Here is a 26,239-nt window from a genome sequence, read left to right as displayed (position 1 = left end):
CTGGTCTCCGATTCTCCGGCCGAGTCACTGCGGGCCGTTGCGGTGGGCGCGGGCGCGGGCGCCGAGCCAGGCGAGGCTCGGTTTGGGGGTGCGGACGAAGGTCTCCCGGTCCACGGCGATCAGGCCGAAAGTGGGCGCGTAGCGGCCCCATTCGTAGTTGTCGAGCGCTGACCAGTGCAGATAGCCGCGGACGTCGACGCCGTCCGCGGCGGCGGCCTCCAGGTGGCCGAGCGCCTCGCCGGTGTAGGCGATCCGCCGGGTGTCGTCGTTGGTGGCGATGCCGTTTTCGGTGACCAGCAGCGGGATGCCGCCGGCTTCGTCCCAGGCGCGGCGCAGCGAGGTGCCGAGGGCGTCCGGGCGGTACGCCCAGCCGGTCAGGGTGTTGTCGGGGTGGGCCGGGTGCGGGACCGGGCCGTCGGCGTCGACGGGCTGGCTGGTGTAGGCCTGCACGCCGACGAAGTCGTCCTCGCGGGCGACGTCGAGGTAGAAGCCCTCCCAGCCGTGGTGGATGCGCTCGAAGACCCCCTCGTTGCCCGGGGTGGGGGTGAATGACTGCTGCGCGACCGTCCAGCCGGCCTTCGCGTTCGTCGTCGCGCGCACCACCTCGACGGCGCGGCGGTGCACCTTGGCGAGGGTGTCGCCGAGCACCCGGTCGGGGCGGACCGCGGCCAGCGCCGTCGCCAGTTCGGTGGCCGCCTGCCCGCCGGCCTGGCCGGTGTCGGCCTTGCCGGCCTGCTGGCCCATCATGGCGTTCAGATAGGCCTCCTGGACGCTTGCGAACACGGCGAGCATGTTGGGCTCGTTGATCGTGCAGACCCAGTCCACGTCCCGCAGCGCGGTGGAGACGAACTCGATGTAGCGGGCGAACCGGTCGGCCGCATCGGGGCGCCGCCAGCCGCCGGACTCGGCGAACCACCGGGGCAGGGTGAAGTGCTGGAGCGTGACGACCGGTGCCAGGCCCAGCTCGTGGGCGGTGTCGACCATGCGGCGGTAGTGGTCCCGCTCGGCCCGCGAGAAGTGCCCGTCCGCCGGTTCGATCCGTGCCCACTCGAAGCCGAAGCGGTAGGCGTTCAGCCCGGCGTCCGCCAGCAGCCTCATGTCCTCGGCGTAACGGTGGTAGCTGTCGACCGCGTCGCCGCTGCGGTCGGGGAACGGGGAGGTGGGGGCGTTCTCCGTCGCCCACCAGTCCGCGTTCACGTTGTTGCCCTCGATCTGGTGCGGCGAGGTGGAAGCTCCCCAGAGGAAATCCTCGCGCAAGCCGGTCATACCGGTCTCCTTCGGTCACAGGTCCGCCCTCGGCTCGAAAAGTTACCACGCTGGCGGTATTAATTGGAGAGGCGACACAGGCGCGATACTGGAGCGATGGCGATGAAGCGGGGCAGCTACCGGACCGGGCGCGAGCGCGTCGAACGCATCCTGGACGCCTCCCACGAGCTGTTCGTCCAAGCGGGCTACCGGGCCACCTCGCTGCGCGACATCGCCGCCGCCTCGGGAATCTCCCACCCGGCACTGCTGCGTCACTTCGGCTCCAAGCAGGAGATCCTCACCGCGCTCGTCGACCGGCTCGACCGCAAGCACGGGACCTGGCTCGCGGACGGCGCGAGCGGCGCGGGATGGCCTCTCTCCGTGGCAGAGGTGGCCCGGCGCAACGAGGCCGAGGCCGGATGGATCCCGCTCTTCACCGCCCTGATCGGCGAGGCGACCAGCCCCGAGCACCCGGGCCACGAGCTCATGCGGACCCGCCGCCGGATCAGCAAGCGGCTCGGCGTCCGGCTGCTCGGCGGCCTCGGCGGCGACGAGCGATCGGTGAAGCTCGCCGCCCAGCGACTGGGTGCAGCGTGGGACGGCCTGCAGATCCTCTCCTTGTACTTCCCCGGCCGGATCGACATCCCCGGCCTGCTCGGCGCCTACCAGGACGACTTGACGAGGCACGGGATCCCCGCGGCTCCCCCGGCTACGGTGCGTCCGCCCGACGCCCCGCCGACCGAGGAGGCGGCCACGCGGCCGGCACCGGCGCCGCGTGTCAGGGCCTTCGAGAGCGCGGCCCGCCTCTACGCGGCCCATGGCTACTACGGCACCTCGATGCAGGCCGTGGCCGACGGGGCCGGTCTGACCAAGGCCGCGCTGGTGCACATCGCCCCGACCAAGCGCGCCCTCCTCGACCTGGTCGTCGCCGAGCTCACGACCCCCGCACCGGACGAAGCCGACCCCGGAAGCCGACTCGCGGCGCTCCTGGCCCGCCCCCGCTGGCAGGCCGCCGCGGAGATCGTGCTCATGTGCGAGGCCACCACGCCCTCCCATCCCGCGCACGCTCTGATGGCCGGACGACTCGAGTACAGCCTCTCCATCATCGAGCGCGACCTTGCAGCGGTTGGACCGGCAGCGCGGGACGAGGTGCGCGCAGCGGCACAGTGGCTCCTCGCGCTCGCGCTCGGAGGGCTCATCGCCTGGCTCTACGAGCCCGAGGACGTGGAGCTGGGCACCCTCATCGAGGACGCGCTCCCGCCCCGCCTGCACGGACGTATCGCGCGCGAGCCGCTCGCACCCTGACACCGCGGCGCCCGGCGGCCGTCCCGGACGGGAAGCACCCGCCCACGACGCCAGCCGTACCGGGGGAGCCCGCACCCGCCCGAGATGATCCGTCGGGTAGTCCCCAGTGCCGTGGTGCGGGCGGTGAGAACACCAACTGGGCGTCCGACCTTGCCGTTTGGAGATCGCGGAGAGGCTGGATCGAGTGTGATGGTGATCGCTTGTTTGAGGGGTCTGTGCCGACCAGGAGCGGGTGGTGGGCATGACCTGGGCGTGATGCTCACCGACATCGCGCTGTTCCTGGTCGGACGGGCCGGAGTCCGGCTTGCAGCCAGTCTTGCCGTGACCACTGGCGGGACACCCTGCTCCGAACCATGTCGCAGGAACGCCGCGGTCTCGTCCGGGGTCCACCAGGTGCGTTCGGCATCGCGGGGCTCGGGCGGGACGGAGTGCTTGGCGGGGTTGTAGCGCAGGCGCCAGCAGCGTACGGCGGTGTTCAGCGCGTTGCGCAGGGCGGAGGCGGCCCGGTAGACCGTGACTTTGCCCCGCCCCGCGTTGAGTTGGGCGGTGATCCAGTCGTCGATGTGCTGGGGCCGCAGGTCGAGGAGCCGGTGGCGGCCGAAGGCCGGGATCAGGCCGCGCTCCACGCACGCCGCGTAGCCCGCGTACGTCTTCGGTGCCAACCGCGCCTTTTGCAGAGTCAGCCACTCCCGCAGGAAGCTGGCGACCGTGGTGCGGCGGTTCTCGTAGACCCCGCGCAGTTCCCCGTCGAGGACCGCGGCCATCTCCCGTCCGGCTTCGGCCTTGGTGGCGAACCCGCCCCGTCGGCGGGTGCGGCGCCGTCCCTCGTCGGGGGCGAGGTCGACGCAGTAGGTTCACTTCCCGTGCTTTACGTTCGCGGCCAACTGTGGGCGCCACGGGCCCAGTTGACTGCCGTTGCCGTCCGAGCAGCCGCACCGCCGGTCCGCGTCATCGGGCGCCGGGCTACCAGGGGGCTGTCGAGCGGGTGATTGCGGTGAGGGCGTGGTGGAGGGTGGCGTCGCTCGGTGGGTGGTCCCGCCAGCGGGCGCCGATGTGGCCGTCGGGGCGGACGAGTAGGGCTCCGTGCGGCCGGAGGTTGCAGAGAGCGGCGTGCTCAATGGGAAGGGCCTCGATGTGCAGCGGCCATGGCGCGGCGGTCTGTTGCTCCCAGTGAGTGGGGTCCGGGGTGAGCAAGGTGAACCACTCGCCGAGGGTGTCGAGGGTGGAGCGGTCGCGGGTGAGCCAGAGGTGTGGCACACGATGGCCCGGCTCTGCGGTGGGGACATAGTCCGTGCCGGGGTCGGACGGCTCGGGCGGGGTGCTGCCGTCGGTGAGGACGGCGGCAGAGTGGTAGGTGACGCCGAGCACGAGACCGAGCTGGGCGAAGTACTGCTCCGACCACGGAAGTTCGACCTGTGCCGGTGCCGCTTTGCCGGTCCGCAGCTGCTCGCGGCGCCGGTTCACTACTTGGAGCAGCAGTTGGGTGTTGGCCACGGCTTGGTGGAGAGTCTGCTGGGCGACGGGCTGTCGCTCCGTCTCGTAGGTTTCCAGCAGGCTTGGTTCGGCCCACCCTTGGAGAACGCCCGCCAGTTTCCAGCACAGGTTGTGCACATCGGCGACGCCGGCGTTCATGCCCAGACCGCCGATGATGGGCACCGCATGCGCGGCATCGCCGGCCAGCAGGATCCGGCCGTGGCGGAAGCGTTCGGCGACGAACCCGTTCATCACCCAGTGCTGGACCCGCAACACGTCGGCTTGTACGTCGGAGTCGGCGCCGAGGGCGCGCGAGACAAGGCCGGCCCAGTCGGCCCGAGCAGCGTCTTCGGGCGTGGGAACGAACCAGGCCCAGCCTCCCTCGGGGTAGAGCGGGAGGAACGTTCCGTGCGCGGTGAAGTAGACCCCGGCGGGCTGGCGGGCGCACCAGCGGTTGAGGTCGGCGTCGAACACGACGGTGGTGAAGTCCCCGATTGCTCCGGGGCCGGTGGTGTCGATTCCCAGCCGTTGCCGGACCGTGGAGCTCGCGCCGTCAGCGGCGATGACATAGCGGGCACGGACGCGAACCTTCTCACCGCGCTGGTGGTCGACGAGCAAGGCCACGACGCTCTCGGCTTCCTCGACCAGGTCGACGAGCTCGACCCCGAACCGCATGTGCGCGTCCGCGGCGGCGAGAAGCGTGGGTTCCAACCGATCCTGCGAGGTGACCACGCCGATTGCGGGGCTCTCCGGAACCGGCGCGTTGACCCCGACCATCGCCGCGGTGGCGAAGTCGCGGTCGCGCAGGGTGTCGCGGAAGCGGACGCGGCCGTATTCCGGTGCGAATGCGTTGGCCGTGATCTTGTCGGCAAGCCCGAGCTGGCGAAAGATCTCCATCGAGCGCACGTTGACCAGCCGGGACCGGGGAAATGGTGACAGCTTGCGGTGCTTCTCGACCAGCAGTGCCCGCACACCCCAGCGCTCCAGAAGCGCCCGAGCGGTGAGCCCGACCGGCCCACCACCGACGATCAATACGTCCGCCCCGGCGTTGGCTACGGGCATGTCAAGCTCCTCCTGCCCACCCCGGGTCCGTCGGGGCACTCGGTGACGGTGACAGGCCGGGTCGGCAACTCGGCCGCGCCGGTGGCGTAGCCACGCTCGAAGTCGACCTGAACCGCCACCTGGTCAATCATCCGCACCCTGCGGCCGACCGCAATGTCCGCGCGTCGGCATACACCGAACGTGCTCACGCGGGTGCACGACGACGAGCACACCGCCCCGGTGCAGCCGACCCGCCGTGGAAGAAGGCGCGGCCTCCGAGACGAGCCGTACGGCCGGTGAGCGCACCGGTGTCAAACACGAGCCGGTTTTTCAAGGAGGCAGGCCCTGGCGGGGGTTCCGGGGTCAGGTGAGCGGTCCGGCGGGCCGCAGCATTGTGGTGGACGGCGAGGAGGTCGAAGGGCGGTTGCCGCAGATGCCCGTGGAGTACAGGGCGTTGGAGGTTCGGATCATCGCGGCGTGGTCGGACATGTCGTACCGGTTGATCGAGGTGGCGAACTGCCGCTGGCCGTTGGCCTCGCCGACCAGCAGGGTGTTGTAGCCGGGGATGCCGCCGTCGTGCCCCCAGAACTCGCCGCAGGGCATGGTCATCCGCTGGAGCCCGAGGCCGTAGCCGACGGCCGCACTCGCGCCGTCGGTGCGCTTCATCTCGGCGAGTTCGGCCGGGCCGAGCAGTCGTCCCCCGAGCAGGGCGGCGATGAAGCGGGTGAGATCCGCGGTGGTGGAGATGCCCGCCCCAGCGGCGCCCGCCACCGACGGGTTGAGTAGCGTCACGTCGGCCGGGCCGGTGGGGAGCTTGAGGTAGCCGTGCGCGTGCGGGCCGGGTACGAAGGGCGAGTCGATGGGCATCGAGGTGTCCGTCAGACCCAGCGGCCGGATGATGCGGCTGGTCACCTCCTGCGCCCAACTGCGGCCGGTGAGGCGCTCGATGAGCATGCCGATGAGGATGTAGTCGGTGTTGGAGTAGTGCCAGCCCTGCCCGGGGGCGAAGTACGGCGGGTACTTGTTGGCGATGTCCACGAGCTGCTGCGGACGGTAGGACGTCCAGCGTCCGCCCGTCAGCCACTGCCGCAGCGTCTCCGGGTTGGTGATGTCGAACGCCGGGTCGTCGGTGTAGTCGTGGATGCCGCTGGTGTGGTTGAGCAGTTGGCGCACCGTGATGCCGGCGCCGTTCGGCACCGCGCCCGGCAGGTGGCTCTCCACGGAGTCGTCGAGGCCGAGTCGGTGTTCCGCGACCAGCTGGAGGACCACCGTCGCGACGAAGGTCTTGGTGACGCTGCCGATCCGGAAACGACCCTCCGGATCGGCGGGCGCGCCGGTGGCCATGTTCGCCACGCCGGCCGCACCCTTCCACACCGTGGAGCCGTTCTCCCGGACTCGGGCCAGCGTCGCCGAGGCGCCGCCCTCCCGCACCATGGCCCGGACCACCGCGTCCATGCCCGCCCCGTCCCCGGCCCGCGTTCCGCTCACCGCCACCAGGTCGGGCGCCGCCGAGGTGCCCGTCGCACCGGCGGCCGGCGCGAAGGCCGCCAGCAGGCCCGCGCAGGCGAGCACCACGACCGCCGAACGCCACCGCCGACTCTCCGCCCCGATCTTCCCAAGCCTCGGACCCGCTGCCCCGTCCACCATGCCACCCTCCAGGAAACCGGCCGATGAAACCAACGCCATTGACCACAAAGGCAATTGAGAGAGTGTCAGGCCGGTGCGAGAGGAGACGTCCTCCTCGGAGCCGGAGCAGCTCCGCCCAGAGTCCCATCTTCCCGCCCGCAGAACTCCACCTCAGGTCGCGGCCGCCCCCGACGGATCCCTGATGCGCCCCCGCGAAGCGGCGGGTCACTCGGTCTATGCCGTTTCTTTCGGATCATCTCGCTGACCAGATGAAGATGGCGGCGAGGTGGAGTGCGGCGAGGTAGCTGGTGGCGGTCTTGTCGTAGCGGGTGGCGAGACCGCGCCACTGCTTGAGCTTGCTGATGCAGCGTTCGACCGTATTGCGCCGCCTGTAGGCGTCATGGTCGAAGGCCGGTGGCCGGCCTCCGCGGCTGCCGCTCCGTTTGCGGTTGGCGGCCTGGTGGGCGGGCTGCGGGATCACCGCCCGGATCCCGCGCCGCCGCAGGTAGCTGCGGATCGCCCGCGACGAATCCTTGGGACCACTTTCGGCGTAGATGTAGGCGCTGGTCGACAGGGTTCGGTGGCGTAAGGTCTTGGAAATGGCCGGCGGGGGAGTGTTGGCGGCGAGGGCGAAGCTGGCGGCGAGGTGGCGCAGGTCGTGCAGGGCGATTCGGGGGACGCCGGCTTTGTCGCAGAGCAGGTGGAACCGGTCGAGGACGGTCTTGGGGTGCGGGGGTCGGCCGTGGCGGTGGAAGACGTAGTCGCGGTTGTCGGCGACGTTGCCGAAGGCGCTGGTGTCGGTGCGGTCGTCGAGTGCGGTACCGGCGCGTTGGGAGGGGGCGGCCCAGGTCTTGCTGTGCGGGGTTTTCGGGGCTGTGAGGAGGAGTTGGTTGTTGTCGACGGCGGAGAGGGTGTGGCAATGAATGCCCCAGTCTTTGCGGAGGCACTGCGGTTGATCCGGCGGGAGCTGACGGCCCTCGCCCGGCGTTCCGACAGTCGTGCTGGGGGCCTGCCCCCCGGAATGTCGCTGGTCGTCTGCGGCATGCTCGACGTCGTGGCCTAGCGTGGCGACTGCCGGGTGACGGGCTTCGCCGCCTGCTTCTTGCTCGACAAATCGGCCGCCGGCCGGCAGGTCGGCGCGCCTGAGCGAACGGCGAGGCGCCGGCCGGGGGTGACCGGGGCCTGTGTGGTGGCCACGCCGGCACCGGCGAGGGACAGGCGCCGGCGGCTGTTCGCCGCGGCGGCCATGGCCTGATCCGATGGCTTGTGCCTGTCTCCGGGCTCGGCGGCTCGCGGCCGATCGCGATGGTCGCCCGCGGGCGAACCCGGTGACTTTCACGCGGCGGGGCAGCGGGGTGGTGCGACAGGTGGCCGGCTGCCTGCGGCGGACCGTCGCCGAGCAGGGTCTCGACAGTCGGGCCGGCCTGCTGCGGGGCAGGCCATCGTCCGCGCGCGATCAGTGGATGTGATGTCGGACACGCCCGCTGTGTCGAGTGTCGGCCGGCGTTCACAACGCCCAAACCCGCAGGTCGAATTCACCACTCGATGCCCCGGACGAGTCCGGCGGCCGTCCGAAATGATCTAGCTACCCACCGGGGATTGGCCCTAGCCTGCCCGCCATGTCCCAGAATACGAACACCCCGGGCTTCCCCGGGCAGCCGGCCGCTCCGGTCGGCGACTCCGCCAAGGTGCAGCGCCAGGTGCAGCAGCAGGCGGGCGTCGGGCCGGTCCTCGGTGGCGGCGGCACTCTCTTCTCCGAGCCCGTTCTGGTGGTGAACCAGAAGGTCAAGCTGATCGAGCTGACCAACGAGTATGCGGTCTTCGATCAGCGGGGCGCCACGCTGGGCTCCGTGGTTCAGGTCGGCCAGAGCGGCCTGCGCAAGGCGCTCCGGCTGCTCTCCTCCGTCGACCAGTGCCTGACCCACAAGCTGGAGATCCGTGACGCGCACGGCACCCCGGTGCTGCTGCTGACCCGTCCGGCGAAGATCATCAAGTCGCGGGTGATCGTGCAGCGGCCGGACGGCCAGGAGGTCGGCCAGATCATCCAGCAGAACGTCTTCGGGAAGATCAACTTCGCGATGGAGGTCGGCGGCCGGAGGGTCGGCGCCATCAAGGCGGAGAACTGGCGGGCCTGGAACTTCTCCATCGTCGACGAGACAGACACCGAGGTCGCCCGGATCACCAAGACCTGGGAAGGCCTGGCGAAGACGATGTTCACCACGGCCGACAACTACGTGCTCCAGATCCACCGCCCGCTCCCCGACCCGCTGATCAGCCTCGTCGTGGCGACCGCGCTCACCGTGGACACCGCGCTGAAGCAGGACACCCGCGGCCTCGGCTGACCCGCGAACCGTGCGTGTTCGGAGCCCCGCCCCCGATCGGGCGGCTTCCAGGGGTGGGGCTCCCGTTGAGTAAAAGCCCGATCGCCTGCATTCCGAGGTGGCATTCGCCGTGCTCTGCGGCGCCATTCGCCGTGCTCTGCGGAGCCGCTGTCCCACGCGCGCACCACCCGCACTTGCTCAGCCCGCAGTACCCCGCCCGCAGAGGAGGAGCGTTCGGCCTCCGACCTTCTGGAACAAGTTGCGGGAACCCAGGGCGAGTTTGGTGGGGCCGTTGGGCGGGGTTCGACCGTCGGGCCGCAGCCTGATCGGTCGTGTGGTTGCAGGATCTGACGAGCCGAGCCCTCCGGGGTCGAGGGCTCGGCTCGCCAGGCATGGGCCGTATCGGCCCGGAACTGGGGTTCGAGTTCGGGGCTACAGCGCGCAGAAGGCGTCGAACGCGGCGTTGACGGTGTCGCGCTGGCCCTGGGTTCCGCCCGTCAGGTGGAATTCGTTGTTCGCGTACAGCACCTGCTTGGTGCCGTCCTCGCTGCTCAGCCAGTTGCTGAGGTAGCCGAGTACGGCGCCGCCGTGTCCCAAGGCCCACTGTCTGCAGGGCAGTTGCAGGTGTTCGACGCCCAGCCCGTACGCGGAGGTGCCTGAACTGTCCATCGGTACGGTGTTCTTGAGTTCGGCCATCTGCGCGGGCGCCAGGAGCTGTCCGGTCAGCAGGGCACGGGAGAGCGCGGCCAGGTCGTCCAGGGTCGACACCATGGCGCCGGCGCTCCCGTAGATCTGCACGTTGGAGACCGTGACGTGTAGAAGATCACCGGGTGCAGGTAGCCGTGGAGGTAGTTGCCGTACAGCGCGGGATCGGCGGTGGGAAAGCTGGTGTCGTGCAGCCCGAGCGGTTCCATGATGCGCCGCTGGATTTCGGTGGCTGCCTCGTGGCCGGTGACGGCCTTGACCACCATGCCGGCCAGGACGTAGTTGGTGTTGGCGTAGCTCCACTGCCGGCCCGGCGCGGAGACGGGCGCGCGCTTGGAGAGCGCGAGGTCCACCAGACTCTGCGGGGGCCAGGGCTGGTTGGGCTGGGTGTTCAGTGCGTACTGGATGCCGGGCTCGGGATCAACTTTGGCTTGAGTGAAAGGAGTTGGCCGCCTGCTCGGGACCCATCGAGCAGGCGGACAATCGGCAAGGCATTAGACTCACGGGCAAGGGGGACCTGGCGTGCAATCACTGGCATCTCACGACCCGACGCACATCGGACCGTTCCGCACGGCCGGGGTGCTCGGACAGGGCGGCATGGGGCAGGTACTGCTCGGGGTGGCGCCGGACGGGCGGCTCGTCGCCATCAAGCGGGTGCACGCCGACCTCGCGGAGGACCCCGGGTTCCGCTCCCGCTTCCGGCGGGAGGTGGATGCATCCCGCCGGGTCTCCGGGGCGTACGCCGCACCGGTCATCGCCGCCGACCCCGATGCGCCCACCCCCTGGCTCGCCTCGCTCTTCCTCGCCGGGCCGACCCTCGCCGAGGCGCTGGAGGCGGGCGGGGCGCTGCCCGAGCAGACGGTGCGCCTGCTCGCTGCCGGGCTCGCGCAGGCGCTGGCGGAGGTGCACCGCGTCGGGCTCGTGCACCGGGACCTCAAGCCGTCGAACGTCCTGCTGACGGCCGACGGCGTCCGGGTGGTGGACTTCGGGATCGCCCGCGCCGCCGACCACGAGACGGTGCTCACCCGCACGGGAGCGGTGATCGGCTCGCCCGCGTTCATGTCGCCCGAGCAGGTGCGCGGCGAGCAGCCGGGGCCGGCGAGCGACGTCTTCTCGCTCGGCGTCACACTCGTCACGGCCGCCACCGGCCGTAGCCCGTACGCCGGTGACTCGCCGCTCGCCGTCATGCACGCCGTCGCGCACGGCGTGCCCGACCTCGCCGCGGTCCCGGCCGGGCTGCGCCGGATCGTCGACCCGTGCCTGGCGAACGAGCCGGCCGACCGGCCGACGTCCGGTCAGCTCCTGGAGCTGGTGGGCCCGCTGGCCCCGACCGCACGCCCGTGGCCGGCGAGCGTGTACGCGCAGATCGAAGAGAAGAGAAGCACCGCGGCCCGGCTGGCGCAGGCCGCGCCCCCGGCCGCCCCTGCTCCGGCGGTGACCGCCTCTGTGGCCACCGCCCCCACCATGGCCGCCCCTGCTCCGGCGGTGACTGCCTCCGTGGCCACCGCCCCCACCATGACCGCCCCCGTCGCGACGCTCCCCGCCCCGCGCCGCCGTCCCCGCTGGCTCGTCCCCGTCATCGCGTCCTGCGTGGTGCTCGCCACCGTGGCGGCCGTGGTGCTGACGGCCGGCCCGGACAAGGTGTACCAGGCGGTGGCCCCCGACCCCGTGCCGACACCCGGCAGCACCCCGCTCGCCCAGGTCGCCGACAAGTACACCAAGACCCTCCCCACCTGCGCGCAGGCCGACCGCAGCATCAAGGCTCCGGCCGACTTCGGCATGCCCAGCGGCAACAGCGACGGCGTGGGCCAGGAGCCCGGCCCGGGCGGGCAGCAGCATCCGGCGAACTCCTGCTTCTGGGACAGCCGCTCGGGCGACGAGGTCGAGGTCGACTGGAACCTGTTCCTCTCCCGACCGGGGGGCCTCACCGGTGCCCAACTCGCGAAGCAGCATTACGAGGGCATGTACCTCGGCGCCAAGACCCCGCGCGACCCGAACCTCGGTATCGGCGAGGAGGGCATGTGGTACGCCACCCCCGATGACGCCAACTGCGAGCTGTACGTCCGGGACGTCAACGTGGAGATGTTCATCATGGTCAAGGGCGTCCACTACCCGAGGGGGGCGGTCTGCCAGAACCTCGCCAAGGACATGGCCCGCCAGGGCCTGGCGGCGGTGGCGGCCCTGTGAGCGGAGAGGACCAACTGCCCCGGCAGGCCGGACCGTACGTGCTGCTCGCCGAACTGGGCCGGGGCGGCATGGGCCGGGTGCTGCTCGGAGTCACACCGGACGGGCGCCCGGCAGCGGTGAAGCTGGTGCACGCCCGGCACGCGGCCGAGCCCGACTTCCGGGCCCGCTTCCGGCGCGAGGTGGCCGCATCCCGCCGGGTCTCCGGGGCGTACACGGCGGCCGTACTGGACGCCGACCCGGACGCCGAACAGCCCTGGCTGGCCTCCGTGTTCGTGGCCGGCCCGTCGCTCGCCGCAGCCGTCGGGAAGGCCGGCGCACTGCCGGGACCGGCACTGCACCGGCTGGCGGTCGGCCTGGCAACGGCCCTGGCGGAGATCCACCGGGCCGGCCTGGTACACCGCGACCTCAAGCCCGAAAACGTGCTGCTCGCCCAGGACGGGGCCCGGGTCATCGACTTCGGCATCGCGCGCGCGGCGGAGGGGCGGGAAACCACCGAGCTCACCGGCACCGGCTGGGTGATCGGTTCTCCGCAGTTCATGTCGCCGGAGCAGGCGGACGGCCGGGAGCTGACCGCGGCGAGCGACGTCTTCTCGCTCGGCTCGGTGCTGGTGCTGGCGGCGACCGGCCACAGCCCGTTCGCCGGCCCGTCCGTCCTGCAGACGCTCTACAACGTCGTGCACGCCGAACCCGACCTGACCGCCCTGCCGCCGGCCCTGCACGGGATCGTCGCGCGCTGCCTGGCCAAGCAGCCGGCCGACCGCCCCACGCCGGCCGAACTACTGGCCCTGCTCGGGCCGGTGCCCCCGGCGACCGAGCCGTGGCCACCCGCCGTGCAGCTCATGGTGGCGGCGCAGCGGGCCCGCGCCGAGCATTTGCTGAGCGGTGGGGCCGAGCACCCGGCGCCGCCCACCGCGGCCGCCCCGCCGACCGCGCTGCGCACTGTGCCCGACCTCCCCGCCGTACCGCCCCTTCCCCGCCCCCCACTGCAGCTCATGGTGGCGGCGCAGCGGGCCCGCGCCGAGCATTTGCTGAGCGGTGGGGCCGAGCATCCGGCGCCGCCCACCGCGGCCGCCCCGCCGACCGCGCTGCGCACTGTGTCCGACCTCCCCGCCGCACCGCCCCGTCCTCGCGCCCCACGCCATATCAGGTGGTGGGTCGTGGGCGGGCTGCTCGCGGCCGGACTCGGCATCGGCGGCTACCTGATGCTCAGCCAGAAAGGCGGCGGCAGTGAACTGCCCGACGCTTACTACACGATGCCGACCTGCGCGCAGATGGCGTCCGTTATTCCGATGAAGGATCAGCTGCGGGCGGACAAGGGATCGGACACGAACATCGGGAACCACGCCAAGACCGAGTGTCACTGGTTCCCCACGGCCCCCCTCCGCCAGGGCGATCCGATCCCGGACGAGAGCGGCATCGTCTCCTGGGAGATGTACCGTTCGACCCGCGCCCAGAACGGCACCCGGGCTGCCGAACAGGACTTCGCCGGGACGGGCAACCGGCCCGAGACCGGCCTGGGCTTCGGCGACCAGGCCGACTGGCTCGACGCCACCACCACCGGCCCCAAATGCCAGCTCAACGTGCGCGCCGGCAACCTGGTGATCCGGGTGTACCTGAAGCGCGACACCTACCCGGACTGCGAGGCGTCGGCCCGGGACGTCGCGAGGGCGACCCTGGCGGCCATCCCGGCGGGAGCGTGAGCCGCTCCCGTCTCACCCCTCAACCTTGTTGATCCCTGCCAGCAGCGCACCGCAGCGTTCCGGCTCCTGGAGGGCGTCAAGGGTTGGGGTACTTCGCGGCGTGGAGCAGCCGGATGTGCCGCCAGGGGGCGGGCGACCGGCGGCGGCGCAACGGGCGCCAGGCTCCTTCGCCCAGACCTGCGCCCAGTCCAGGCCGGCCTCGAACCGCGCGTCCGGCATCGACCACAGCATCCCGAGCCGCCCAGCATGTCGACCCGGTGTGGCGCCGGATCACCAGCCGAAGTGCTTTATCCGCTGGTCCGCCGGCCGGCGGCTGAGGTCGTCGCCTGGGCGTTGCCCGATGGCCTCGTCGTGTACATGCGCGCCTGCTAGCATCGCGACTCGCGCGGACTTGTGGGGGACCGTGCACGGGGAGAATGGAGCGAGATCCATGAGCGTACCCACTGAGATCTCACAGTTTCGCCTGGGCCACCGAACGAGCATGACCCGCACCGAGGGGCTGCGCAGCACGACCTATCGGTCGCAGTGGCACCTGTTCCCGCTCGGCGCGAGCCGACGCCCGGAAACGGGGTCCGTGGTTCTCGACGTAGTGTGCGGAGACTGCCGCGTCCCCATCAGGGTCGTGCTGGAATCCGAGCCGACCGCCGCGCAGAAGCAGCGGACCCGCAGCACGCTCGGCTGGCTCCTGCTCGTGGCGGGGATCGGCCTTGTTGTCATCGCTTGTCTCATCGGCGGCAGCGGCGCGGGTGCCGGCTTGGCAGGCGTGACCGGCTTGTTGGCCGTGGCCACCAGCTTCGGCGTACGCAGCGGGGCAAAGACCTATTCGGGCGTCCGTGTGGACCGCGACCAGCCCACCACCACGAACACCCCGCACCGGATCTTCGTCCGCTGACGCCGCCGAACGATGGCAGGGTCTGCTCTGTGCCGCCCGGGTGTCCGCGCTGGAGGGTGCGCACCGTCATGGAGGTCAGCCGAAGGCCGACCGGCGCGTCCCGGTGATTCGCGCCAACTGCTCGACGGTCGTGTCGAGTTGTGAGTAAGCAAGGTAGTAGGCGATCTCGTCGGGCTTGGTCAGGCTACGGCGGGCCAGTGCCCATCGCCGGCGGACCTGGGTCTCGTCCTGGTAGTCGTACTCGGCCACGGCGGGCAGCCGGACGGCCGCCCAGTGGTAGACGCGCGGGCCCTTGGCGCCGTTGCCGCACGAGCTCCGTTCCCAAGCCTCGGCCGGGGCCTGGGCGAACAGCCGGTCGATGCGTGGACAGCCTGCGCTGAACTGGGATTTGGGCACTGCCAGGACATGGCCGACGCCGGACTGTTCGAGCAGGCGCCGGAAGCGGCCCTCCTGCTCGTAGGCCGAGTCCGCGGTGACCCAGGCGATGGGCAGCTCGGAGGCAAGCGCACGCAGCACCATGGCCTTGGCCAGGTCGCCCTTGGTGTGGAAGTCCCGTTCATCGGGGATCTTCGCCGCGCGGCAGCGGTCCCGGTCCGCGGCCCAGGACTTGGGCAGGTAGAGCTCCCGGTCGACCAGGGCCCGGCCACGGGCGCCGGTCCGCCCGCGACGAGGAGGGCTTCGGCAGCTTCGACGATCGCCTGCCGCGTCGCGGCCGCCCGTCGCGTCGTTCGGGAGGACTCTTTCGCTGCCACGGGGGGCGACTTCGCACTCGCCCGGTTATTGGAACCGCTTCCACCATTGGCATGGCTTCCAGTAGTGTCCGTGACGGCGAGTCGCGTTGTTGTCCGAGCGCCAGACTGTCACAACTGCCTTACGGCGGAGGGGCATTGGGGTGAGCGGCGAAGCGGTCGAGGGGAAGTCGAGAGCCGCCGGGAATCTGACCTGTTGCGCCTGGTCGCGCTGAAACGCCTGAGATCGGTACCCCGACTCGCGGCACCCGCGAATGCCCGGCGCTGTGCACTCACCTTGGAGATCCTGTGACCGATCAGGGAAGTGCGGGGAAGTCGGCCGAGCCGGGTCCGGTGCGCGGTGCGGCGGTGGCCGCGGTGTGCGTGGTGGTGGCCGGGGCTCTCGCCACCGCGTCGGGGACGTGGTTCTCGCCGCAGTGGAAAGCGGGTTGGCTGATCACGGGCCTCGGCCTCGTCGCGGTGGCCGTGGCGTGGCCCCGGCGCATCCGCGAGGTGCCGGCCGACGAGGTGAAGAGGCGGGCGACCGCCGTCCTCGCCTTCGTCTCGGTCCTGGTGCTGTGCGTCGCGGCGGTGGCCTTCGCGCTGACCGTCAGCGTCTGGTTCCACGGCCGTGACCTCGACGACACCGCGACGCTTCGGGTCCAGGCCCTGACGGTGGAGTGCGAGGACTCTGGTGAGCACGGGCAGAAGTGCCACTACTCCTACGTCGTGAACGGGCGGGAGTACCTCGGCGACGGCAACTTCGGGGGGTCTCTTCCCGTGACGTTGCGGGTCGACCCGGCCCACCCGGGAGACCTGGGGAGGGCGGACCAGGACTACAGGCTCCTGTGGGTCGGCATCGTGCTCTCCGCGCTGACGGCCGCTGGGGCGGCGTGGGGGCTGGTGGACGGTGAACGGGACCTCGCTCGGCTTGGTCGCGACGGTTACGCACCTGAGCCGGAGCTGGATACGCCGGAGGCGCGGAGCGTGGCCGAAGCGGAGGGGTTCGGTTCGTTCGTCGCCAGGAAGAAGATGCCGGGCAGTGCCGTCTTCGTCGGCGGGTGCATGGGCGCGGTCCTGCTCATCGTTTTCGGGGTCGCCCTGGTGGCGGCCACGGGCTTCGGGTCGGCCCCGAGCCTGGTGGGAGTCGTCCTCCTTGTCGCGGCGGTGGCCGTCGTGGTGCTCACCGTCCGACGCGACAGACGCGACACCGCCAGGGCGCCCATCGTGTACGGGTACGAGTCCGGCATGGTCATCGCCTCCGAGCGGGGATGTGAACCCCATTCCTGGCAGGACGTCGTCCCCTTCGAGTTCATGCAGGCCCTGAGGAGCAGCAGTGGCCAAGGGAGCAGTTCACGAACCTCCTACCACCGCTGCCTGGAGCTGCGTTCCCCCGCCGGCACCAAACTGCTCGGATTCCTCGGGCAGCGGGAGGTGGACCGGTTCGCCGAGCTGCTCGCGGCCTACGAAGTCCCGCGGGCCCAGGAGCGACTCGAACGGGGAGAGTCGGTCACCTACGGCCAATTCACCCTGAGCGCGGCCGCGTTGACCGTCGACGGCACGGCGCACCCGTGGCGGGACATCCACCACGTCACCACGGCCGACCACGAGGTCGGCGTCGTCCTCCGCACCGGGGAAACGCTCTCCGCGTTGCCCGGCGAGACGCCCCACCTTCGCGCCCTCCGCAGGCTGATGGCGCACCGGATCCGGAACGGCGGATCCCTCACGGCCGAAGCCGAAGGCGAGCCGGGCGGGGGCGCCCACTCCTGACCGGCCCGTCCGAGGCGACGCAAGGCAGGAAGGAGCGGGTCCGGACCCGCGAAGACGCCCGGCGAGGAGTGGGCAGGGCTTGATGAGCGAAGCAGGAAGGGCGCGCCGGCCATGTCGGACGGGATCGATCCCAGGTTTGCCGCGGTCGATGCCGCGCTCGATCGGGGCGATCCCGACGCCGGTACCGAGGTGATCAAGCTGGTCTTTGCGAGCGACGGGTTCGAGGCTGTCGCGGCGAGGGTCGAGCGTGCTCTGGGAGCCGACCGGTTCAAGGTTCGGCAGCTGGCCTGCGTGGCCGCAGGCGACCTCGCCCGAACTTCGGGCCGCCTGACTCCCGGCATCTACGCGGCGCTGCGAGCGGAAGGACTAGGAGGGGTGGCGGACACGGCGATCAGGGACGCTCTGACCTTCATCCCGTTCCGGCAACTGTCCTGGTGGTTCCGATGGACCTGGATCCGGCTGACCGTACTGGAGGGGATCGAAGGACGATGGCTGCGCGCCGTCGACGCCGTCGAGACCGCGCGTGAGGCCTGGCGGGCCAGGTAGCCAGGTCCGGACGCCCCGAGTGGCCGGGCCGCCGGTGACGCGGCAGGCCGGAGGCGTGGGATTCGCTCCGGGCAGGGCGACCCTTTCGAAGAAGTCGCGGGCGAGGAGTACGTCCGCTGCAAGCCCGGATTCTCTGGGGCGGGGCGGGGCGGGGCGCAGGGCCGGGGCACGGTGGGGTGCGCGGTCGGCTGCCGGGTTCCGGTGCCGGTGCAGCGCGGTGTCGCGCCGGACCGGCAGTCGCTTCCGACGCGGCACCTGCGCGGGCAGACCCGGTGGCGGTGCGGCGGGCCGCGTGCCTGACTGTCCTTCCGGTTGCCGCCGGCCGGGGTGGCCGGCGGCCGTGCGGGGAGGGGCATGCGAGGCCGTAGTAGGCGGCCATGAAGCGGGTGATCTGGTCGGTGTGGTCGGTGAGTTCGGGCAGGTGGAGGGTGATGGCTTCGCGGACGTGGCGGGCGAGTTCGCCGGTGTCCTGGGCGGCCGGGTCGACGTAGGGCTCCAGGCGGCGGACGAGTTCGAAGCTGCTGGAGACGTCCACGGCGCGCATGGCCTTCTCCAGGCCGAAGCGGGGCGCGTCGGCGGGGATCACTTCGGGGAGTTTGCGGCTGACGAAGGTGACGCGGTGCAGGACGCGCCAGTACGTGTGAGGGCGGCCTGCTCGCGGACGTCGTCGTCGCGGTGGCGAGCATCGACCCGGTGATTGGGTGGCGTGGACCGCTGAGAGCCGCCGCACCGCCAGCCGGGCCAGGGGCGGCCGTGCCGGTTCCGGATGAGGCCGGCCACCCGGCGCGCGGCGGGGGGAATGCGCCCTTGACGATGGTGATCCTCTGCGACAGGTTGATTGCACTGTGTGCACATCGGGGGTTGGCAGTGACCTCGGGTGCGCATGAGTCCATCACCGCGAAACAGCGTCCCGGGAGCACCCTTCGTGACCGAAGACCAGCATCTGCTCAAGGTCTACAGCGACCGCGCCTACGTGCACACCACGACAGTTCGGCACCAGGGAAGTACGGTCGCGTTCGCGATGGACGATCAGCGGCGGATCGTCTACAGCGTCCTGGACCTGTCGCAGCACGACGAGGCGAAGGGCGAGGCGGACGCCGCGTACTGGTCGGAGGACCCGCTGCCGCTGCGCTTCCCGGCGGAGGTGGCGCGGGTCGGCTACGCGGTGGCGGGCACGGTGCGGATGCCCGTCGTCAAGCGCGGCGGGCGGGTCGAGGCGGACGCGGCGGAGCGGCTGGAGGAGCAGGAGCTGGACCGGTTCCTGTCGAGCACGGCCCGGCTCGGCGCCGCCGCCCCCTTCCATGCGATCTCCGACGGCACCCACCTGTACGTGCTGCGCCAGTCGGTGCGCGCCGACCATCCCGACGCGGTGTTCCGGCTCGCCGACGGCACCGGTTCCTCGGGCGACCCGGCCCGTACCGACTACCTGGCCAGGGACGGCGAGGCCAGGCTCGCGGTGGTCGACGCGACGCTGCTGTGCGACCGCTTCGTGCTGGCCGGCGGCGAGTTGAAGCCGGTGCTGGAGGTCCGCTACCGGCGCAGCCGGCACAAGGGCCGCCCGGACTCCGCCAAGGACAGCCTCGGCACCCAGGACATGGAAGGGCGGCCGTTCGTCGAGCCGACCCAGGAGCTGTCCTTCGTCCGCAACCTCTCCGGCGGCCGCTTCACCGTCCTGCTGGTGCCCACCGCGGTGCACGGCCGGGAGCGCTGGCAGATCTTCGCGCACAACGACGCCGGCGGCCGGATCGACGGCTTCAGCGTCGAACGCGGCCGGGACGGCCTGTTCAACACCCAGGGCACCCAGGCCTGGACCAGCCCCGACCCGCGCTACCGTGACGCCGTCCACGAGGGCGCGCCCGGTGCCTGTCCGTTCACGGGCCGGCCGCTGGTTCCGGCGACGGACGAGGGCGGGCGGGCCGGGACGGCGCTGCGCTTCGACGGCGTGGACGACGTGGCCGAGCTGCCGAGTAGCGCCCTCGACCTGGCCGACCGCGACTTCACGGTGGAGTTCTGGGCCCGGCGCACCGCCACCGGCGGCCGTCAGGACTTCCTGATCGGCCACGGCGCGACCAGCGGCGTCCGGCTGCGCACGCTGCACATCGGCTTCCGCGGCGACGACACCTTCACCTTCGCCTTCTACGGCGACGACCTGAACATCCCGCAGCGCACCACAGACGCCGACTGGCACCACTGGGCCTGCGTCTTCGTCCGCGACACCCGCGAGCAGATCGTCTACCGCGACGGCGTCGAACTCGGCCGCCGCACCACCGAGATGCCCTACGCCGGCCTCGGCGGCCTCACCCTCGGACGTGGCATCCGCTCGTACGGGCGCGCCGAGCTGGACGAGGTCCGGATCTGGCACCGCTCCCGCGGCGGCGCCGAGATCGCCGCCGACCGCGGCCGCCGCCTGGTCGGCAACGAGCCGGGCCTGGCCGTCTACTACCGCTTCGACGAGGGCTCCGGCACCACGCTGCGCGACCAGACCGACCACGCCCGGCACGCCGCGCTGAGGGGCGGCCCCGCCTGGGTCACCTCCGAGGCCCCGGTCGGCGAGGACTCCGCGGTGAGCCGGAGCAGTTTCGGCTTCACCGGGCGCCGGGTGGTCTCCGGCCTGTCCGCGCTGCTGCACCACCAGCAGGAGGCCGCGCCGGCCGGCTACGACCAGTCGGCCAGGCCGGTCAAGCGCCAGGCCAGGGTGCTGCTGGCCTGCACCACCGGCGGGCCCGACCCGGCGACCGGCGCGGCCACCGAGGAGGCCTACGTCGCCACCCTGGACCTGGGGGTGGGCCGGGACGGCCGACTGGCCCAGGTCCCCGAGGAGTTGACCCTGCCGGTGCTGGCCGCGCCGGAGTCCAGCGGGAACGTGGAGGCGGCCGGCGAGCTGGACGCCCAGGTGGCCCGGCTGGGACGGGACATCGCCGCCACCGAGGCCGAGATCACCCGGCTCCAGCTGGAGACCGCCGAGACCCCGGAGGTCGAGCGCCAACGGGCCGAGGCGCGCGCCACGTTGGAGAACGATCCCGCCTACTGGCGCTACCGGCTGCGGTTCAAGCTGCAGAAGGACGGCAAGGACCAGTACCTCGCGGTGAACGGCGACAGCAAGGAACGCGTCGCCCCGCTGGTGCGCACCGCCGACAAGCAGGCCGCGTCGACGGTCTGGACCTTCGAGCCGACCGGCACCACGTTCAACGGCTTCACCTGCTATTTCGTCCGGAACGCCAACTCCGGACTCGACATGAACGTCGACGACCGCAGGACCGGCAACGACATCCCCCTGATCCAGTACCCCCGGGAGGCCGACAACGGCGCCACCCACTTCGCCCTCGACACCTGGAACGGCAACAGCCTGGTGGCCCGCCACAGCGGCAAACCGATCGCGGCCCGGGACAGTCAGGGCGACCGCATCGTCCAGTACGACTACGGGGCGGTCAACTCCTCCGGCGAGAGCATCCTGATCCTGGAGCGGATCGACAACTCGCTGAAGTCCAGCCCCGCCACCGACCGGCTGAACCAGCAGATCGCCGAACTCACCGATCGCCTCCAGCTCCTCGCCACCAAGCAGGACCGGCTCGGCCAATTGCGCCGCGACCTGGCCGCCCAGCAGGCCGGCCTCGCCGCCACACAGGACGAACTGGGCCGGCTCACCGGCGGCGTGCGCGGCTCCGACGACATCGCCCTGCCGGTGCCGCAGCTCGCCGTCGACCGCACCGGGCTGAGCGGCTCCGGCGCGCTGCTGGGCTTCGCCCGCGCCGCCGACCGTCCGTTCCTGCTGGACAGCGCCACCGGCAACGTGGTGCTCTACTTCCGGGGCTCCAACGGCCAGTTCTTCGCCGCCTACTACGACACCCAGGTGCTGCGCTCCTCCCGGCAGCTGCCCTCCGGCGGACGGACGGTCTCGTTCACCGCCCGGGATGCGGCCACCGACCTCGGCCCGACCGAGATCACCGTCGAGGCCGGGGACGGACCGACGCAGGTCACCCTGACGATCCGGCACGACGGGCAGACCGAGAAGTGGTCCCATCTGCCGCGCCGGGCCGAGGACTTCGCCGCCGTGGTGAACGGCGCGGCCGAGCAGCCCGTGACCATCGGCACGGTGCTGCGGATCGACGGCGACGTGGTGCAGTTCAGCGAGGGCACTCTCGCCCCGCTGGCCGGCCCCGGTTTCGTGACCGTCGGCGGCCACGGCTTCCGCTTCGAGGGCAGCCACCCCGCCGGGTCGAAGTCGCTGCGCCTGGGCAAGGGCGCCGAGTTGACCCTGCTGAAGCCCGGGATGAGCGTGCAGCGGGTGCGCTACGACCACCGCTGGTCCACGTCCTCCCAGCCCGGTGCCGTCCTCGCCGAGGGCTCCCGGCTGATCACCGTCGACCCGGGCGGCCTGGCGGAACTGCCCCTCGGCCGCGCGGACGGCCTGGTGCGCGGCCACGGCGGGCGCTGGCGCGCCGACATGCCGGGCCGCGCCTACGCCTTCGACGGCAAGGGCCGCTACCTCGCCCTGCCCGCCGGGCAGTTGACCCGGGCCGGAACCCCGGGCGACCTCACCCTGGAGACCTGGATCAACCCGGAGCGGGCCGAGGGCCCGGTGCGGCTGCTGCACGCCAACGCCGGGGACGCCCCGTACGGCCTCGGCCTGCTCGGCACCCAGGCGGTCTCCGGGCTGGTCTTCGACGGCGCGGACGACGCCGCTGTGGTGCCCGGTGCCTTCGGCTTCGGGGACGGCGACTTCACGGTGGAGTTCTGGGCCCAGCGCACCGCGGTCGACAGCCGGTCGCACTACGTGCTCGGCCACAGCGGAGACCAGGGGCGGGCCGGCGAGAGCCTGCACATCGGCTTCCGTTCGAACGGCCGCTTCACCTTCGCCTTCTACGGCGATGACCTGGACACCACCCAGTTGTTCGGCGACACCAAGTGGCACCACTGGGCCTGCGTCTTCCAGCGCGAGACCCGCCAGCAGGTGATCTACCGGGACGGCCAGGAGATCGCCCGGCGCACCGCCAACGCTCCCTACCGCGGGCAGGGCCGGTTCTCACTGGGCACGGTGCTGTTCAATCCCCGCGAGTTCGCCTCCGTCCGGCTGGACGAGGTCCGGCTCTGGTCGAAGTCCCGCGGGGGCGACGAGCTGCGGGCCGACCAGGGGCGGCGGTTGAACGGCACCGAGCCGGGGCTGCTCGGCTACTGGACGTACTCGGCACCGGCACCCGGTGCGCAGGCCGTGCTCGCCGACCGCTCCGGCAACAACCGGCACGCCGAACTGCGGGGCATGCCCACCCCCGTCCCGGCACGCTCGCCGGTCGCGGACGGCGGCTGCCGGGTCGTCGCGGCCGTCGGCGACCGGCGGGTGGTCAGCCGGGAGACCTTCCCGCTGCGCGAGTGGGGCCACCTCGCGCTGGCCTACCAGCAGTCCTGGGCGGTCGAGTTGGCCGGCGAAGCCCACCTGGAGGTGCCGGACGACGACGCGCTGGACATCGCCGACGACCTGACCCTGGAGGTGTTCGCCCGCGTCGACCGCCTCGGCGAGACCCAGGGCCTGCTCTCCAAGGGCCGCACCGCCGACGGCGTCGGCGGCAGCGTGCCGTACCGGCTGGTCGTCCTGCCGGACGGGCGGCTGGAGTTCGCCTTCGAGGAGCCCGACGGCCGGGCCGTGCGCTTCACCTCCACCGAAGGCGTGAAGGCCGGGCAGTTCCACCGCATCGCCGTGGTCCGCAAGGGCGGCCGCTCGATGCAGGAGCAGAAAGGCACCCAGCAGATCACCGTGGCCGGTGCCGACGGCAGGCCGACCACCCGGAGCGTCGAGCTGGTCGAGTCGCTCGCCGTCCGCGAGTGGCAGGACATCCGCTTCCACCTGGACGGCCGGGAGATCGGCGCCGCCCGCTACGAGGGCCCCGGCCCGCGCGGCAACGACGCGCCGCTGGAGCTCGGCCGGGCCCGCGAGGGCGCCACCGCACAGCAGCTGACCGGGGTGCTCGCCGAGGTCCGGATCTGGGGTACCGCCCGGGATGCCGCCCGGCTCGGCACCGCCGTCACCGCCCGCGACCGCGGCCTGGTCGCGCACTGGCGCTTCGAGGAGAACACGGGCAGCACGGCGGCCGACGCCACCGGCTCGCACCCGGCCCGGCTGCGCGGCGCCCGCTGGGTGCGCAACCCCGACCCGCGCGGCAGCGTCTTCCGGCTCTACCGCAACGGCGTCGCCGTGGCCTGCGACCCGGCCGGCACCCCCGGCGTGCCCGACACCGCCGCCTTCGCCGACAGCGGCGACCCGCAGCTGACCCTGGGCGCCGTGCTCAAGGGCGGCAAGCCCGCCGAGGCCTTCGACGGCGTGCTGGAGGAAGTGCGGATCTGGCGCACCGCCCGCACCCACGAGCAGCTGCTGGACAACCTGTTCACCCGGCTCAAGGGCGAGAAGGAGGACCTGGTCGCCTACTGGCCCTTCGACCGGGACTCCACCGAGGCGGACAGCGCCCAGGTCCGCGACGAGGGCCTGCGCGGCAATCACCTGGACTTCGGCCCGGCGGCCACCCGCCCGCGCACCGTGCTCTCCGGCGCACCCGTCTCCAACGACGCCGCCCAGGTCCGCTCCGCCCTGGCCGGGCTGCGCACCCCCTTCCACCAGAGCATCTCCGCCGCCCCGGCGGTCGCCGAGTACGCCGACATGCAGTACGGCTCGCGCGGCGAGGCCTTCGGCGTCCTCAAGCGCGCCTACAGCTACCTCCAGGACGGCCGCTGGCACCTGATCACCGGCTACAAGGTCGGCGAACTGGTCAGCGAGTGGGTCAGCCAGATCCAGTTCGACCCCCAGCTCATCGGCTACGTCGAGGGCGCCCCGCCGATCCCCTCGGAGAACCTCACCGCAGGACTGACCGACCCCGGCAGCGACACCTTCGAGGGCGCCTCCACGGTCAGGCTCACCGAGGCCGAACAGGTCGTCCGCTCGCTGTCCTCCGCCAAGGAACGCAGCGTCGACGCCGCCTTCGGCTTCGCGCTCTCCAACGAGGTCGATGTCGACGTCTGGATGATCACCGCCCCGCTCGGCTTCGGCATCGCCAAGTCCATCGCCAAGGGCGGGGTCTCGGCGAGCGTGCGCGGCAACCTGGAGTTCTCCAACAGCTGGGCCGAGGACACCTCCGTCTCCCAGGGCGAGAACACCGCCCGGACCACCAAGGTCTCGCTCACCGGCCACTGGGAGGACCCGGGCCGGCTGCTCAACCCCACCGCCGGACGCCGCTACGTCCCCGCCAACACCGGCTTCGCCGTCGTCCAGTCGCAGACCGCCGACGTCTTCGCGCTGCGCCTGGCACACAGCGGCGCCCTGATCGCCTACCGGATCCAGCCCAACCCGGACATCCCCAAGGACTGGAACGTCGTCCCGTTCCCGATCAACCCCCGCTACACCAAGCAGGGCACCCTGGACGGCACCGTCGGCTTCGACGAGCGCGGCAAGGTCGCCGACCCCGACTACCGGGGCGGCCGCGACCGCGGCGAGTACAGCTACTTCAAGCCCCGCGAGGCGTACGCGCTCAAGCGCCGCATCCAGCGCGACCAGCAGCGCCTGCACAGCTACTACGACAGCGTCTCCACCGAGACCCACGCCCCCGACCCGCTCGCCCAGAAAGCCGGCCGGGTGCTCGGCGGCGCCATCGGCGCGGACGCCGCCCCGGCCCGCGGCCGGGACGCCACCGACAGCGCCACCGGACAGGGCTTCTCCCGCCGCGACCTGGTCAACACCTACGTGTGGACCGCCGCCGGCGGCTTCTTTGCCGAGACCACCGAGACCACCGACGTGGTCAGCGAGACCACGTCCGGCTCGTACTCGCTCTCCGGCTCGGTCGGCACCTCGATCGGCACCTCCTTCCAGATCGCCGGCATCGGCATCGGCGCCCAGCTCGACGCCTCCGTCGGCGGCGGCATGACCGCCACCCGGGCCCGCGGCAAGGAGGCCACCCGCTCCTTCGGACTGGAGGTCGAAGTCGCCCCCAGCAGCAACCTCCAGAGCTACGACACCGACCGCAACCCGGTCTTCGACCAGGACGGGAACCCCGTCAAGGTACCCGGGAAGGTCGACGCCTACCGCTTCCTCAGCTTCTACCTCGGTGAGGACAGCGAGCACTTCGACAGCTTCTTCCACAAGGTCGTCGACCCCACCTGGCTGAACAACGGCAACGACCCCAACGCGGCGGCGCTGCGCCAGGCCCGTCAGTCGGACCGCAAGCCGCCGTGCTGGCGGGTCCTGCACCGGGTCACCTTCGTCAGCCGGGTCCTGCCCGACATCCCGCCGGCCGACGCGCCCCCGCTGGAGAAGGCCATGCGGCAGCTGGACGTGGAGAGCAACTACGAACTCGTCCGCCGCCTCGACCCCTACGTGAAGGGCGCCGCCACCGGCCTGCCCGAACTGTCCGCGGCCACCCGCACAACGCTCGCCCGGGAACTGCCGGAGCTGCTCCCGCACGCCGACGACGTGATCGGTTTCCTCGCCCAGTACTACGGCGTGGAGGCCTGAGAGGGTCGCCTCCTGTCCGTCCCCGCTGCTCACGCAGGGCAGCGGGGTCGGACAGGAGGCCGTCGGTGCGGCCGGCCAGGTTGCCGAGTTCGGCGCTCTCCACGGCGGCGGCCTCGCACGGGGGTACCCCGGGGCTTCTCGGCGGCGACACCCGCCACCAGGCCGGGAACACGGTGCAGGCGGAGCGCGAACGTCCCGGCGGGCCGGTC

14 protein-coding genes and 1 pseudogene are annotated in these 26,239 nt (G+C 71.9%); 8 read left to right on the top strand and 7 right to left on the bottom strand.

Annotated features, from left to right (window positions below):
- Positions 1-24 precede the first annotated feature (24 nt).
- Positions 25-1,266: a glycoside hydrolase family 1 protein gene (locus ACFYS8_RS06425; protein ID WP_387636532.1), complete on the bottom strand. Its 1,242-nt coding sequence runs from the start codon at positions 1,264-1,266 to the stop codon at positions 25-27.
- Positions 1,267-1,362: 96 nt separating this feature from the next.
- On the opposite strand from ACFYS8_RS06425, the gene ACFYS8_RS06420 reads away from it, so the two are divergent.
- Entirely contained in the window at positions 1,363-2,550 is a 1,188-nt protein-coding gene (locus tag ACFYS8_RS06420; protein ID WP_387636530.1) for a TetR/AcrR family transcriptional regulator, read from the top strand.
- Here ACFYS8_RS06420 and xerC read toward each other — a convergent pair.
- From xerC to ACFYS8_RS06400, 4 genes are all read right to left on the bottom strand, one after another.
- The gene (gene xerC, locus ACFYS8_RS06415) at positions 2,454-3,314 is read right to left on the bottom strand and encodes a tyrosine recombinase XerC (RefSeq protein WP_387636528.1); all 861 of its coding nucleotides are present in this window, start codon (positions 3,312-3,314) and stop codon (positions 2,454-2,456) included. The genes ACFYS8_RS06420 and xerC overlap by 97 nt on opposite strands.
- Positions 3,315-3,513: 199 nt before the next feature.
- Positions 3,514-5,085 (bottom strand): FAD-dependent monooxygenase, encoded by a 1,572-nt coding sequence (locus tag ACFYS8_RS06410; RefSeq protein ID WP_387636525.1) that lies wholly within the window; start codon positions 5,083-5,085, stop codon positions 3,514-3,516.
- A gap of 342 nt (positions 5,086-5,427) precedes the next feature.
- Positions 5,428-6,711 carry a serine hydrolase domain-containing protein gene (locus tag ACFYS8_RS06405; RefSeq protein ID WP_387636523.1) on the bottom strand — a complete coding sequence of 428 codons (1,284 nt, stop codon included), beginning with the start codon at positions 6,709-6,711 and terminating at the stop codon, positions 5,428-5,430.
- 232 nt (positions 6,712-6,943) lie between these two features.
- Positions 6,944-8,029 (bottom strand): transposase, encoded by a 1,086-nt coding sequence (locus ACFYS8_RS06400; protein WP_387636520.1) that lies wholly within the window; start codon positions 8,027-8,029, stop codon positions 6,944-6,946.
- A 280-nt stretch (positions 8,030-8,309) separates the two neighbouring features.
- Between ACFYS8_RS06400 and ACFYS8_RS06395 the strand changes: the two genes are divergently transcribed.
- Positions 8,310-9,032 (top strand): LURP-one-related/scramblase family protein, encoded by a 723-nt coding sequence (locus ACFYS8_RS06395; protein WP_387636518.1) that lies wholly within the window; start codon positions 8,310-8,312, stop codon positions 9,030-9,032.
- Positions 9,033-9,443: 411 nt separating this feature from the next.
- Here ACFYS8_RS06395 and ACFYS8_RS06390 read toward each other — a convergent pair.
- Positions 9,444-10,069: pseudogene (locus tag ACFYS8_RS06390) on the bottom strand (serine hydrolase domain-containing protein).
- A gap of 169 nt (positions 10,070-10,238) precedes the next feature.
- Here ACFYS8_RS06390 and ACFYS8_RS06385 point away from each other — a divergent pair.
- From ACFYS8_RS06385 to ACFYS8_RS06375, 3 genes are all read left to right on the top strand, one after another.
- Positions 10,239-11,903, top strand: coding sequence for a serine/threonine-protein kinase (locus tag ACFYS8_RS06385; protein WP_387636515.1), 1,665 nt, complete (start codon positions 10,239-10,241; stop codon positions 11,901-11,903).
- Positions 11,900-13,603: a serine/threonine-protein kinase gene (locus tag ACFYS8_RS06380; RefSeq protein ID WP_387636512.1), complete on the top strand. Its 1,704-nt coding sequence runs from the start codon at positions 11,900-11,902 to the stop codon at positions 13,601-13,603. Before ACFYS8_RS06385 ends, ACFYS8_RS06380 begins: the two co-directional genes overlap by 4 nt.
- 481 nt (positions 13,604-14,084) lie before the next feature.
- A complete protein-coding gene (locus ACFYS8_RS06375) occupies positions 14,085-14,495 on the top strand; it encodes a hypothetical protein (protein ID WP_387636510.1) in 411 nt (136 codons plus the stop codon).
- 75 nt (positions 14,496-14,570) lie between these two features.
- Here the strand turns inward: ACFYS8_RS06375 and ACFYS8_RS06370 are convergent, their stop codons facing one another.
- Positions 14,571-15,131: a transposase gene (locus ACFYS8_RS06370; RefSeq protein WP_387636871.1), complete on the bottom strand. Its 561-nt coding sequence runs from the start codon at positions 15,129-15,131 to the stop codon at positions 14,571-14,573.
- A 401-nt stretch (positions 15,132-15,532) separates the two neighbouring features.
- Here ACFYS8_RS06370 and ACFYS8_RS06365 point away from each other — a divergent pair, with 401 nt between their 5' ends.
- From ACFYS8_RS06365 to ACFYS8_RS06355, 3 genes are all read left to right on the top strand, one after another.
- On the top strand, positions 15,533-16,993 hold the full coding sequence (locus tag ACFYS8_RS06365; protein WP_387636508.1) for a hypothetical protein: 1,461 nt from the start codon (positions 15,533-15,535) through the stop codon (positions 16,991-16,993).
- 111 nt (positions 16,994-17,104) lie between these two features.
- Positions 17,105-17,539, top strand: a complete 435-nt coding sequence (locus ACFYS8_RS06360; protein WP_387636506.1) for a hypothetical protein — start codon at positions 17,105-17,107, stop codon at positions 17,537-17,539.
- Between the two features lie 925 nt (positions 17,540-18,464).
- Positions 18,465-26,030: a LamG-like jellyroll fold domain-containing protein gene (locus ACFYS8_RS06355; RefSeq protein ID WP_387636503.1), complete on the top strand. Its 7,566-nt coding sequence runs from the start codon at positions 18,465-18,467 to the stop codon at positions 26,028-26,030.
- Positions 26,031-26,239: the final 209 nt, after the last annotated feature.

The sequence above is a fragment of the Kitasatospora sp. NPDC004615 genome (genome assembly GCF_042873545.1).
GTDB lineage: Bacteria > Actinomycetota > Actinomycetes > Streptomycetales > Streptomycetaceae > Kitasatospora.
Note: the sequence above shows the minus strand (reverse complement) of the source record. Positions and strands in the feature narration are given on the sequence as shown.